The organism is Candidatus Woesearchaeota archaeon, assembly GCA_016187565.1.
Classification (GTDB): Archaea; Nanobdellota; Nanobdellia; order Woesearchaeales; family JACPJR01; genus JACPJR01.
This window is the reverse complement of sequence record JACPJR010000026.1, coordinates 38,522-51,128: the sequence shown is the minus strand read 5'-3', so window position 1 is coordinate 51,128 and position 12,607 is coordinate 38,522. Positions and strand designations below refer to the sequence as shown.

The following is a 12,607-nucleotide window of genomic DNA, read 5'->3' as shown; positions in this document are numbered from 1 at the left end:
CACCACTTTTTGTGGAAAAAGTCACGTCATGCAGCTATATAAGCTTTTGTATTGCAAAACGCTTACCTCACCAAATAGAAACGCATATATACTTTGCTTTTCTTGAACACGTCATGATCTGGTTAGGCCCAGCAGGAAATTGTGGAAAGAGCATTATGGAATCACTACCTCGTTTAAAGAAATTAGGTCTGACAACGCAAGAAGTGCAGTTTGTCCGTGGTGTTCATATGAGCAAGAAAACAGCAAGTGAAGCAGGTGCTCTTGCAAAAGAATTAGGAATCAGATTAAGTATTCATGCTCCCTATTACATCAATCTTGCTTCCTCAGACCCTGAAAAAGTAAAGGCATCGCAGCAGCGCATCCTTGACTCCTGTGAACGAGGCCATGACTTAGGGGCTGATCACATTGTTTTTCATGCAGGATATTATCAAGGACAAGATAAAAAAGAGGTCTATGCATTGGTAAAGCATGCCATACGCTCTGTCCAAGAGATAGTTACTCAAAAAGGATGGAAAACAATACTAGCACCAGAGACCAGTGGAAAACACAGTCAATTTGGTGATATGGAAGAGCTACTCAAGCTCCATCACGAGCTGAAGTGTGGTTTGTGCGTAGACTTTGCCCATCTGTATGCAAGGAGCATGGGAAAAATCAATTTTACGCAACTTTTTAATAGTCTGCATGAATTTTCTCATCTTCATGCACATTGTTCCGGTATTGCGTATACGGAAAAAGGAGAGAGTCATCATCTGGAGTTAGAGGAATCCTTTTTCAAGCCTATTGCTCAGGAGATTATCCAACGTAACGTGGATATTACGATTATCAGCGAGTCGCCAATTACATGGAAAGATTCATTAACCATGGCACGCATCATCGCTGATGCAAAAGAAGCAAGAACGAAAAGCAAAAAAAGATAAAGATTTATAAATAATGCAGAAACCTTTAAAAATAATCTTAGACACAAACTTTTTGATGATTCCAGGCCAATTTAACCTGGATATCTTCAGTGAGATACAGAGGATATGTCATTTTCCTTATAAGCTCTGTATCATGGAAAAAACCTTTGAAGAGCTTCAAAAAATCCTTGAAACTCAAAAAGGAGGAGATAAACGGGCTGCAAAGCTTGCTTTGTGCCTTATCCAAGCAAAAGAACTCATGGTCATTCCCATGACCCAGAGCACGGTTGATGATGCCATTGTCTCGCTTGTTAAAGAGCATAAAGACCAGTACATCATTGCAACAAATGATCGTGAATTGAAGCGACGTTTACAAGAAGCACATGCCAAGCGCATGGTGATGAGACAACAAAAATATTTAATAATGGAGTAAGAAGCATGTTTTACAAAATCGAAGTCAAGGACCATATCAGAGTGCCACCACGTTTATTCGGGTTAGTGGTAAGCGAGGCAGTAACCACACAGATTAAAGTGAAATATGAAGGATATGTTTCTAAGGACCTCGGTATTGTTATCGACGTCTGTGCAATCAAAGAAATAAAGGAAGGAATTATCATTCCCGGAGATGGTGCTTCTTATTACGAAACGACCTTTGAACTTCTCGCCTATAAACCAGAGATCCAGGAAGTAGTTCTAGGAAGGATTAAAGACATTGTTGATTTTGGTGCTTTTATCCAAATTGGACCAATGGAAGGAATGATCCACATCAGTCAAACCATGGATGATTTTGTCAGTTTCAGTAAAGATAAAGTCCTCTTAGGAAAGGATTCAAAAAGAAGTTTAAAACCCAATGATTTATGCAGAGCACGTATTATTGCGATAAGTTACAAAGATATTACTAACCTTAAATTAGGATTAACCATGCGCCAACCAGGGTTAGGAAAATTAGACTGGACCAAAGAAGATCTTTCACAAAAAAAGTCTGATTCTCGAGAAATAAAGGAAGAAAAAAGTAGAAAAGAATAAAGCCTTAGGAAAATAAGCTACGTGTCGTGAAACCATGGCAAAAAAGAAAGTATGCAAAAATTGTCGACATTTTGTTGATGGAGATGAATGTCCTTACTGTAAAACCAGCCAATTTACCACGAATTGGCATGGGAGAATTACCTATATCGATGCTCAAAAATCAATGATTGCAAAAAAAATTGGAGTAACAACGACTGGAGAATATGCCATTAAGGCGAACTAATACCATGGACCTCAAACTCGTAACTAAAAAAGATGTGCCTTTGCTTGCACGAACCGAAGTACAGTATGATTTAACGTACACAGGAACAACACCATCACGTGTAGATATTAAAAAGGAAGTTTGTACCCATCAGCAATGGAACTCTGAGCAAGTTGTTGTCAAGCATATTGAACCAGTATTTGGATTTGGAAAAGCAAAGGTAACTGTTTTCTGTTACCAAACAGCAAAAGACTTAGCACAGATAGAAGAGCCCTATGCGCTCCGAAGACAACAAAAAGACAAACAAGAACAGAAAGCTGAGAAAAAGCCTCAAGAAAAATCCGAAGAAAAGAAAAAGAAATAATTACTAACGAAAACTGAACGATTTATCCACTGAAAAATACTCGAAGACTAACCATGGCAAAAAAACAACGAAAACCAAAACGATGTATGAAGGCTTACAAAGCCTATACGATTTCTGGAAATAAAATCGAACGAAAACGAAAATTTTGCCCAAAATGTGGTGCTGGCGTATTCCTTGCTGCACACAAAAACCGATTAACCTGCGGTAAATGTGCGTATGTCGAATTCCAGCAGAAGTAAAATAATCTTGGTAATGGTTACTGGGTACTGAAAACATCTCCATCTATAATAGAAGAAAAATTTATTAAAAACTATTGTCCTCTATTACAAGTTGCCCATTACTTATTTTTGCTTTCCTCTTTCAGAACTAAATAAAGTTCGTATTTTTGTCCATTATTGAGAGAAAATCTCCCGTGCTTATCAGGTTCGATATGAAATTTAGGAAATGTCCGATACAAATGACCATTAATGCTCAAAAGAGGTATTTCCTCTTGCCACTGATTCATCATTCCATCAACCGTAAATTGGTCACATCCATAAACGGTGCCGTATTGCCTATACATTTCACTCTCTATTTCAGGAATTTTTATTGAACCATCCATCAAACCAACAATGCTTCGTGGGACATTTTTATCGGATCTAGGAACCCATTCATTAAGATATTCTCTCGTATGATAAAGAAACGCTCTTACCGATGAGAAATAATCATCTAACGTGAAACACCTCTCTTTTGCCCCGTTTTCCCAATCGAATGGATCTTTAAATGTATTATCCTTATCAAACAAAAGATGTCCATGAAAAAAATCATAATTGCTCAATTGACGGGCGTAGCCCTTCTCCATAATTGCATTAATGTGTTTTGCTATGGTATCCCCTAACTCCCTTGGCAAGGCTACCGCAGGACAGGTAATGTAAATATCACGACCATTTTGTACTCGTAAGTTTTTAATACCTGTGTTTTTAATACCTGTGCCTTCTGAAGAACCATCAGAAGCCAAAATTTCTAACGGAGAAGCAGTAGCGAGAACTGGCAAACTACCTACTACCAATCGCAAGAGGTCCCTTCTGAGCATTTTATAGGTACAATAGAATGATTAGTATATAAATGTTCCTTCATTTACTACTGTTAAGTGACCGGTTCTTAGAACATTTCGACTTCAATGGTTTAATCAACTAGACCCATCATCCTCAGGGAGTGCAGGTAATTGATCGTCATCCTCTGCTGGAGGTGCTGGGGGTGTCTCATCATCGAGTTGCCCTGTATTATTGCTGCTTTGGTCGTCAGAGGTATTTGTATTAACACAACCAGCTACCAAGAGCATTGCAACAAAAACTACCATGAACAATGAAATCATCAGTATTTTTCCCATGCTCTTTTTTTTCATGTTATCACCACTTTTATCCTGCATCTGCTATAAACCTCCTCCCTCGTGTTCCAGAAGGTTCAATGGTACTGCCACTCCCAGATGAGGCAGAGGGGGTCTCACTCTCTGATTCCCCTGGAGCAGCCGGAGGTGCCTCTTCCTCCTCTTCGCTGATCAATCTGCAATCGTCAGCCACTTTAACCCAATAACCACTCCCAAAGTTCAAATTGTCTCGCTTCACATATCCTTGTGCTTTCCCATTTTCAATAAAACCACTGTACATATATGGCCCTCCGGTAATCGTGCAACTTGTTGCCTTTGACGTGTCTATGCCCCTCTCTGTTTGAACGCTTATCAGATTCCATCCTTTCTTCAATTCTATTGTTTGCGAGGCTAAGAACTTACCCGTGTATTTTATAGTACACCCTCCAACACCTTTTGCTGGTCTCATCGCCCATAATCCTTTTCCAATTAAGTTCTTGTCTTTTAAATCAGTAACTTTCTGATACTTTCTTTGAGTTTTGTCGTAATAATATATCTTTGAAAGGCATGCATGATCTTCGCTTGAGATCTCGCCATAGGGTACGCCAATCAAACTCCACTTCCAATCCAACCCAAACCTCATCTCCCTCTCACTGCTCGTCTGTTCTACAGTTGTTTGTCCAGTGTTTGTTTGGTCGGTATTCGTCTGCTTAAAACATCTTCCGCTTGAGTCAACGGTTAGACCTGGATCACACGTTTTGCCATTTGGAGCTGGTGCACCACAGGCAAAAAGTAATTCACCGCCGCATTTTAGACAAAGGGCAACTCTTCCGGCTCCACCACTGTAAACATAGCCAGGATCACAGGCAAGGCATAACCCATTCTTCTTGACATAGGGTTCTAGACAACCACTTGAGCAGATGCTTCCTGATGGACAAGCAGTACAGGGTGCTTGGTTCAAGCTGCCACACTGCTCGTTTGACATAGGGACTATCTCATCCTGTTGTTTAGATTCTTGAGTGGATGCTTTGACAGTTACCACAGCATAACTATCAGTTTCTTTATTGCTACAAGAGATAGTACTGAAGCAAAAACCACCCGTGCAGACGATGTCGTCCAGTTTAATGGTAGCACTGACCTTATAGTCGACATCTCTCTCTGACGACTTGTACACACAAATCGCATCAGTATATGATAACTCAGTTGGCGTGTATGTTGAAATCGTTGCACGCACGACATCTTCCTCAGCACCAGGTTTTGTTCCATAAATATTACAATTTACTTCAACCCTCGTGGCTTCTGAGAATCCACTCGCAGACCCCTGTCCAGAGACAGTAACCTTGGCTGTATTGACTGTTGGATCCGTACCATCTACAACCTCGACAACCGTGGGTGTCACCGAAACATCACAGCCAACTGCAGAAACACGAACTGCAAAAAAAGAAATTATAAGAATGATAAGCACGAAGAGTACCTTGGTACGAGATTGCATATAATCACCTCTTTTAAACGTACTATATGCTACATTAAGAAAACGTTACTATATAAACCTATTTAAATTCTTTCTTACCGGGCGTTTCTTGTTCCTTATTCTCTTCTGCTTTTTGAAAGACGAGGAGATCTTCAGTGGTGAGCTTTTGTCTTTTCTTAATTTTCTCTTGAACAATCTTTTCTTTATCTTCAATACGCTGTTTTGTTTTTTCTTCCTTCTCTTCTCTTGCATGAAGTTTCTGCTCAGAAACTTTCTCCTGAAGTGCCCTGACCTCATCAAGTTTAGTCTTCAATTGATGATTAACATCGCTAAATTGCTGCTTAAAACTGACAAATTGTTTATACGCTTCCTCTTCTTGGCTGCGCAGCTCTTTTATTTTTTCAGCACTCTGAAGATAAGCCTCATGATGCTTCTGGCTCTCCAAAGCCTTTTCCTGGATCTTTTGATGAACCCTGTCAGCCTCTTTCCGAAATTCCCTAAGCTCACCAGCAATTGCATGGATGCGAGTACTGACCTCATTGATATCTTTAACCTCAGCGAATCTTCTTTTTAAGTCTTTGATCTTCTTCATGATTTCTTTTTCGCGATCAAAAGACATTGGTTCAGTTTCAATCTTTGTCTCTAAGGCAGCAATTCTGCTGGTTACTGTAGAAGGATCTTCTTTAAAGGGATATTTTTTCATGAGTTCTTGCTTACTCTTCTTCTGTTCTTGGAGTAAAGGAATCTTTGCTTTAATCTCCTCATGAATTTTTTTTCGTTCTTCTTTGAGCTGACGTACTTCGGTAGTTAAGACGTTCCGCTGGTGCTTTTGTTCTCTTAATTCCTGAAGGTGCTGAGAAACCGTTTCTTGAAGGCTTGCTTTCTTTGCAAACCACACTTCCTTTTGTTCATTGAGATGATCGAGCGTCTCCTTCAATTGCGTTATTTCCTTTCGCTGTTGGGCTATATCATCATATAACTTTTTCGGTTCTATTCCAGTGAGCATGCTGTCACTCCAATTCACTTATATCAGTACAACCTAAAGAATCATAAAAAAATAAAAAGAATGCATTTAACCAAATAATGCACCTAGTCCTGCTGCTGCTTGTTCCTCAGATTTCTTCTCTTCTTCTTCTTTCTTCTTTGCTTCTTTTTTCTCGTCATTGCCTGCTGGCGCTGCCGCTGCAGGAGCTGCTGCTTGGACCACTGCTGCTTTTTGGATCGCTTCATCAATATTGACACCATCAAGAGCAGCAACAAGCGCTTTTATCCGTGCAGGATCTGGTTTTACGCCTGCAGCTTCCAACACTTGAGTCACATTCGCGTCGTTTACTTTCTGTCCAGCTTTGTGAATCAACATTGCAGCGTAGATATATTCCATGGTTATAACCTCCTCATTATCTATTATCTTATTCCGCTTTTCTTTTTCTACGATAGCTTATTGTTTATTGAGCACCTACCAGAGATTGTAATGCATGTGCTTGAGCCTGTGCCTTGGCAAGGACATTGCCAACCGTTGCATCAGTAAGTATATCCTGGGCAATAGCAAGGGCCTTACCTTCACGATATGCCTTTCCCACCAAAGGAACAATAGTTTCCGGAGAGGTATATGCAAGCTCTAAGGCAAGATTCATTCCCCACTGTCCAGCCTGTGCTAGTTGCGTCAGATAGGTTTCTTCATCAATAGATAAAACCGCCTTGGTATACAACTGTCCATCTTCATAAGCAGCAGTCAAATCTAACCCTATTTCCATAGGCTCTATTCCTAAACGAGCAAGTAACGCGGCTAGTTGTGGTGTGATCACATCACCTTCTTTTGCAACAACCGTATCTTTCTTAACAACAACCTTACCATTTTCAACTCCTGCGGGGATTCCTGCTTGACCAAGTTCTCCAATGATCGGGCCTGGTGAAAATGGCGTTGGTCCCGCAGTTACCGTAATATTCCTTGGAGCTTTTTGACCGGCCTTTGCAGGTGCAGCTGATTTACTCTTTTGAAGAATATGAGCAAGTTTAAAGGGGCTTTCTTGGGTAAACATCAATGCAGGCATTCCTTGCAGATGCTGCTCTAAAATCTCAAGTCCTTTTCTCTTTGTTTTGGCCTGCTGCAGCGCAAGCTTCATCAACCTCCGTTTACTCATACGGATAACAACCTTACCCCGTAACCGTGCCCGCATTTTTTGTAATGGTGGAGCAGGCATGTTCTCCATGTTTAAGATACCAACAACCGGAGAAGATTCAAAGAGTTCAGTGAGATCCTTAACCTCTTGTTGTTTGTATGCTGCGACGTGTGCCATCTTAGACTACCCTCACTACTGGTGACATCGTAAGCTTAAGCAAAACAGCCTTAACATTCTGTTGCTCCTGGGGCAAATGATGAATAATTTGATCGTACAGCGAAAGGATATTTTCAACGACTTCCTCTTCTATTTGATCTTCGATGCCTACAGGAACCTGTACCATCAGGCTGGTTTTAGCGGTAATACGCACGGTCCTTTGAAGCTGATCATACAAGAGTTTAAGATTCGCTTTTGGAGGGACAACACATCCTGCCTTAGGGTTTGGCATTTTACCCCGAGGACCAAGGACCTTTCCAAATGCGGTTGCAACCTTTGGCATAATGTTTGATTGGGCAATAAAATAATCACATGACCTGGCTAATTTCTTCAGTGCCTTTTTGTCTTGAGCAAGGGCATCAAACTGATCGCTCATAATCACTTGATCACAAACAGCAGCCTCTTCCTTGAGTTCAGGTCCAATCAAAGCACAAATTTTTTTTGGCTTACCTGTTGGATAGTTGAGCTTTGCATAGAAATCTACCTGCTCATCAGTCTTTTTGAGATCAAGGCCACGCAAGGTAAGAATAAGATCAAATCTTTGTTTAAAATTACGCTTGATTTTACCTTCTTTAAGCTTAGTAATGGCTTCTTTAAGCTTTTTTTTATCCATCAGGATTTCCTCCACCCTCCTACTGTCAAAATAAACAGTAGTCTACGGGATTACTGTAAATGACTACGCTATTTGCTGGGACACGGAATATTGGTATCATTTATAAATGTACTGGTTTTGTGAAGCTCTTTCAGAGCTGAGCTTTTCGACAGCTTTAAATATAACGTCCCAATTCTCCAAACCATTCAAGAGGTTTAACTATGGTACAACGTGTTGGTGGATTTCGAAGAAAAACGCGATATAAACTAAGTAAGGGTTTACGTCAACGAGGAAAGCTTAGCTTAACACGATATCTCCAAGTATTTCAAGAGGGCGATGCAGTTATTTTAAAAGCAGAACCAAGTATCCAGCGAGGGATGTATTTTCCACGGTATCATGGATTAGCTGGCATTGTTGAAGGAAAAACAGGACACTGTTATCATGTCGTTATTAATGATCAGGGAAAGAAAAAAACACTGATAGTCCATCCCGTTCATCTCCAAAAGGCACAAACACCGAAGGTATGATCACATGGTTCAACCAACAATTCTTACTGAAGTTGCGCTAACAATGGGTGAGGTAAAGCAGCAGGTACAAGCCATTAAGAAACGTGACAAAGACCTCAATCTTCGTACCCAAAAAACAGAGGATTATCTTAAGCTGTTTGCTCATCTCGATCAAAAAAAAGAAGAAGAGTTAAAAAAAAAATTAGTTGAATTGAATATTCCTCGCTTGCGAGACAGCCATATTGTCAAAATTGTTGATATTCTTCCAGAAACAGTTGATGATCTCAAAGTTATTCTTTCGGCCTATCCTCTGACGATTAACAACGATAATATGAAAAAAATCGTCAGTGTCGTCAAGGAAGTTGTACCGGGGAAAGGATAAGATTTCTCTATTCACGCAAAAAGTAACCGTGCTTATTCACTCAAGTTTAACACATAAGATTTAAATACAACCCCTCGTTCTGTTTTTACGATGATTCCTGCAAGACCTAAAGAGGAAGTTGCAATAGTGCTGGATTTTTTACCGAATGGATATCCCTTTGATCCCACACCCAGCCATCGGAAGAATGCTATAGTCCAAGCCTTAGGGAAAAATCATTTTACACTTCTTGAACTTGTTCCAAAAAAAGGTATTTTTCTCCAACCGTATGAGGAGATTTACATCGGTGAAGGAAAACGAGACAAAATTCATCATATCCTTGGAAGATTACCACTTGAACGATTAACGCAAACAGCCAGATCAGAGCTGAAGTTTGTCGTAGAGGATATGATAAAGAAGAGTGAAGAACGATTTATGACATTTTTCAACAATGCACAGCCTCTCACCACACGGATGCACCAGCTTGAATTAATACCTGGCTTGGGCAAGAAACATATGTGGGAGATTATTGAGGAACGGAAGGCATCACCCTTTACAAGCTTTGCCGACCTGAAGAAGAGAGTAAAGCTTATGCCCAACCCTGAGGCAGCAATTATCAAACGTATCATCTCAGAAATAGAGGGTAAAGAAAAGCATCACCTCTTTGTTGATAGGTAGAACTACATTTTTGTGTAGCACTGTTTTTTATAGTACACATTTCATTGTTTTTACGGAGGGGATCTTATCAATGCCCAGTGATGGTCAGCATTTCTTTCTTTCATTAGACCAGTTTCAAAGAGGGGCAGTTGTGTGCACTGGTGGAGGACTGCTTCCGACAGCATACCATCATGGTTTTTTTCAAGCACTCCGCGAACATGGTTTTAGTATTCCCTCGTTACGTGATACTGATCAGAACATGCAGACTAGAGAAGATAAACAACCCCAGAGAGGTATTGATTGTTTTGTTGGCTCAAGTGGTGGGGCTGTTGCTGTTGTTAACGAGATTGCTGGATTTACTGCTTCTGAAATCGTTGCCATGGGAACAACGCGTTCCCGTTTGAGTTATTATTTCCCCCAGCGACATGAGCAAGGGTCACTATGCAGCATTAATTACTGGGATATTTTCAGGCCAAATGTTCCAAGGATAAGGGACATCACTAGAGCAGTAGGATCGCTTTTTAATGGTCATTCTTTTCATGAGCGATATGCAGGTCTTGGGGGACTCGAGGCACGTCTCAGAGAGCTTCCCTTAGGTGGTTTTTTTACCACCGATGGCATCGAAGCATACTATCGAAACGTACTACCAACGAACAACTTCTTTGATTTGCCTGCTCAGGTCTATCTCATTGCAACTGACTGCGACGCCCCTCGTAGAGTAGCTTTTGGGAAAAAAAGTTCGCCAGAGGTAGTTATAGACGAACAAGGAAGGGTTACGCTTCCCAGCAATCAACCGTGCAGGGATCTCTATCTCAATAACGCGACGATTTCTGAGGCACTGAGTGCCTCATGTGCTATTCCTCTGCTCTTCAAACCTCGAATGATTGATGGCCATTCCTATACTGATGGTGAGGTAAAAAACACGCTTTCGCTCCAAGTTCCCATTGAAAATGGCGCAGATCTCATCATTGTTTCTCATACCTTTACTCCAGAGGCATTAGGAAGAGATTCAGGAACAGCGCCACGAACTTCCTCATTAGTTGATCTTCTGTTTCACACATTCAACACGATTTTGTATCAAAAAATACAAACCGCACGAGCTGCACGACAGCAACAACAGACCGTGTATGCATGGTTAGGCTCTGATACCTTCCGAGAACGATATGGATTAACAGCACAACACCAAGAAGACATGCTTGCTGAATATGAACGACTCTCAGGGATCATGCAGCGTTACACCATTATCTATTGTCCTGCACCACCATTTATCCAAGGTGGAGATCATCTAAGCTTATCACCTGAGTTGTTTCGACGCGTGATGTACATTGGCTACCGTACAGCAACAGAAGTGTTGAGGCATTACGGATGCTCCCTACCGTTATCAACAAAAACATCCGACGAACAAGGCTCACCAGAACGTCCGTTCCATACAAAAAAATTTGCTCCATTACGACAACAGTACGATGGACCTATCCATGCATGGATCGGTCAGTTCTTTAATGGTTCTCGCGAGTACGTACATTTCCCATGCAGAACTACTTCTTTAGCCACTGCATCTCCTCCTCGTCAAGGTCAAGCTCGTGTTGGAGGAGTTTCGCCATAGTTTTGTTTTTTTGGATTGCTATTTGAAGATAGGGTAAGGTATCTTGCAATGCACGTCTTGTGGATGTATGGGTCTTTCGTGCAATCTTTCCTGCAATAACCTTCCGCTTCTGGTATTTTTGGTTTGCCATCCAGATTTTTAACAATCGCTTTGTTTCATGATAAGGAACAAACTCTTTAAGTTTTTCATCTTTGGCAACCGCAACCCCTGCAGTAAGGAGCGCGCTGACATATACCAGAAAACGCCAGTGTTGCCATCTCCGGATACGTCGATTAAAGATGTCTGCTTTACTCAGTGCATCATACGCTCTTGCCCGTGCTTCTACCGTGGTGTATTCATACGGAAGATTCTCATCAATCCAAAGTAGACAGGTATCAAGATCCTCGTTGATGTTTTCGAATGCATCCTTCGCAATGAGAGGATCATTGGTCTTGAAAACTTTAACCAGCGCCATAGGAAGGCTTTCTTCCCGATTGCGATCATCAAGCTCCTCAAGTGTTTTTTTATTCAATGTACGAGTAAGACGTGTTAGCGCGTAAAGGTCAGTGATAGCAGCACGAACATCACCTGCAGAACGGCGTGCAAGGGTCTTTAACGTATCAGGCTCTGCATGGATCCCTTCATGATGACATATCTGTGAAAGCAAAAGTACCATGCTTTGCAAGGGGACAGGCTCAAAAGCAAGCATCAAGGAAAGCGTACGAAGTTTGCCAAACTTATGATCCCAGGGATCATTTCCGGTGATAACAACAGGAAAAAACGACTCACTGATCATCTTTATCAATGAAGGAATACCACCACGATCATACGTACCACTAATACCATCAACCTCATCAATAAGGATAATCTTTCCTTGGGAAAACAAACTTCGCTGCTTGGTTGCTGCACTAAGGAACGTCTCAATGTGTTCTTTATTACGGATATCTGAAGCATTGACTTCAATAACCTCAAACCCTACATCACGAGCAAGTGCATACACCGAGCAGGTCTTTCCTGTTCCTGACGGCCCATAGAGAAATGCTGCTTTTTTTTTGTGTGTTCGATAGGCTTCAACAAAGCCTTTGAGTTTAGCAAGAGATTCCTGTCCAATGACCTCTTTCAAAGACTTTGGTGCATAGGTTATTGTCCAAGGTTTTTCAGTCCCACGTTCCATAGAATTATAGAATATTGCGATGTATTTAAGGTTTGGGTTTTAGGTTGTGCTAACGGATTCAAGAGCACGAATGGCCATACATTTATTAACAAGTAATG

Annotated in this window: 18 protein-coding genes; 10 read left to right on the top strand and 8 right to left on the bottom strand. The window is 41.0% G+C overall.

What is annotated here, in order from left to right; translation table 11 throughout:
• Positions 1–113 precede the first annotated feature (113 nt).
• The 6 genes from HYW21_06970 to HYW21_06945 are packed head-to-tail and all read left to right on the top strand — an operon-like array spanning position 114 to position 2,727.
• On the top strand, positions 114–917 hold the full coding sequence (locus tag HYW21_06970) for a TIM barrel protein (protein ID MBI2549063.1): 804 nt from the start codon (positions 114–116) through the stop codon (positions 915–917).
• 55 nt (positions 918–972) lie between these two features.
• Positions 973–1,329, top strand: a complete 357-nt coding sequence (locus HYW21_06965) for a hypothetical protein (protein ID MBI2549062.1) — start codon at positions 973–975, stop codon at positions 1,327–1,329.
• A 5-nt stretch (positions 1,330–1,334) separates the two neighbouring features.
• Positions 1,335–1,922: a DNA-directed RNA polymerase gene (locus tag HYW21_06960; protein ID MBI2549061.1), complete on the top strand. Its 588-nt coding sequence runs from the start codon at positions 1,335–1,337 to the stop codon at positions 1,920–1,922.
• A 34-nt stretch (positions 1,923–1,956) separates the two neighbouring features.
• Entirely contained in the window at positions 1,957–2,145 is a 189-nt protein-coding gene (locus HYW21_06955) for a DNA-directed RNA polymerase subunit E'' (protein ID MBI2549060.1), read from the top strand.
• Between the two features lie 4 nt (positions 2,146–2,149).
• On the top strand, positions 2,150–2,488 hold the full coding sequence (locus HYW21_06950) for a hypothetical protein (GenBank protein ID MBI2549059.1): 339 nt from the start codon (positions 2,150–2,152) through the stop codon (positions 2,486–2,488).
• A 53-nt stretch (positions 2,489–2,541) separates the two neighbouring features.
• The gene (locus tag HYW21_06945) at positions 2,542–2,727 is read left to right on the top strand and encodes a 30S ribosomal protein S27ae (GenBank protein ID MBI2549058.1); all 186 of its coding nucleotides are present in this window, start codon (positions 2,542–2,544) and stop codon (positions 2,725–2,727) included.
• Positions 2,728–2,825: 98 nt separating this feature from the next.
• Here HYW21_06945 and HYW21_06940 read toward each other — a convergent pair whose 3' ends face one another.
• The 7 genes from HYW21_06940 to HYW21_06910 all read right to left on the bottom strand — a co-directional run bounded on the left by HYW21_06940 (position 2,826) and on the right by HYW21_06910 (position 8,253).
• Entirely contained in the window at positions 2,826–3,560 is a 735-nt protein-coding gene (locus HYW21_06940; protein MBI2549057.1) for a hypothetical protein, read from the bottom strand.
• Between the two features lie 96 nt (positions 3,561–3,656).
• The gene (locus HYW21_06935) at positions 3,657–3,872 is read right to left on the bottom strand and encodes a hypothetical protein (protein MBI2549056.1); all 216 of its coding nucleotides are present in this window, start codon (positions 3,870–3,872) and stop codon (positions 3,657–3,659) included.
• 13 nt (positions 3,873–3,885) lie between these two features.
• On the bottom strand, positions 3,886–5,325 hold the full coding sequence (locus tag HYW21_06930; protein ID MBI2549055.1) for a hypothetical protein: 1,440 nt from the start codon (positions 5,323–5,325) through the stop codon (positions 3,886–3,888).
• A gap of 58 nt (positions 5,326–5,383) precedes the next feature.
• A complete protein-coding gene (locus HYW21_06925; protein MBI2549054.1) occupies positions 5,384–6,310 on the bottom strand; it encodes a hypothetical protein in 927 nt (308 codons plus the stop codon).
• A 66-nt stretch (positions 6,311–6,376) separates the two neighbouring features.
• Positions 6,377–6,685, bottom strand: a complete 309-nt coding sequence (gene rpl12p, locus HYW21_06920) for a 50S ribosomal protein P1 (GenBank protein MBI2549053.1) — start codon at positions 6,683–6,685, stop codon at positions 6,377–6,379.
• 64 nt (positions 6,686–6,749) lie between these two features.
• Positions 6,750–7,601: a 50S ribosomal protein L10 gene (locus tag HYW21_06915; protein MBI2549052.1), complete on the bottom strand. Its 852-nt coding sequence runs from the start codon at positions 7,599–7,601 to the stop codon at positions 6,750–6,752.
• A gap of 1 nt (position 7,602) precedes the next feature.
• Positions 7,603–8,253, bottom strand: coding sequence for a hypothetical protein (locus HYW21_06910; GenBank protein ID MBI2549051.1), 651 nt, complete (start codon positions 8,251–8,253; stop codon positions 7,603–7,605).
• A 200-nt stretch (positions 8,254–8,453) separates the two neighbouring features.
• Between HYW21_06910 and HYW21_06905 the strand changes: the two genes are divergently transcribed.
• From HYW21_06905 to HYW21_06890, 4 genes are all read left to right on the top strand, one after another.
• Positions 8,454–8,759 carry a 50S ribosomal protein L21e gene (locus HYW21_06905; GenBank protein ID MBI2549050.1) on the top strand — a complete coding sequence of 102 codons (306 nt, stop codon included), beginning with the start codon at positions 8,454–8,456 and terminating at the stop codon, positions 8,757–8,759.
• A 4-nt stretch (positions 8,760–8,763) separates the two neighbouring features.
• Positions 8,764–9,120, top strand: coding sequence for a hypothetical protein (locus tag HYW21_06900; GenBank protein MBI2549049.1), 357 nt, complete (start codon positions 8,764–8,766; stop codon positions 9,118–9,120).
• Between the two features lie 90 nt (positions 9,121–9,210).
• On the top strand, positions 9,211–9,774 hold the full coding sequence (locus HYW21_06895) for a DUF655 domain-containing protein (protein ID MBI2549048.1): 564 nt from the start codon (positions 9,211–9,213) through the stop codon (positions 9,772–9,774).
• A gap of 70 nt (positions 9,775–9,844) precedes the next feature.
• Positions 9,845–11,356: a patatin-like phospholipase family protein gene (locus HYW21_06890; GenBank protein ID MBI2549047.1), complete on the top strand. Its 1,512-nt coding sequence runs from the start codon at positions 9,845–9,847 to the stop codon at positions 11,354–11,356.
• Here the strand turns inward: HYW21_06890 and HYW21_06885 are convergent.
• Positions 11,289–12,509: a replication factor C large subunit gene (locus HYW21_06885; protein ID MBI2549046.1), complete on the bottom strand. Its 1,221-nt coding sequence runs from the start codon at positions 12,507–12,509 to the stop codon at positions 11,289–11,291. The genes HYW21_06890 and HYW21_06885 overlap by 68 nt on opposite strands.
• Positions 12,510–12,607: the final 98 nt, after the last annotated feature.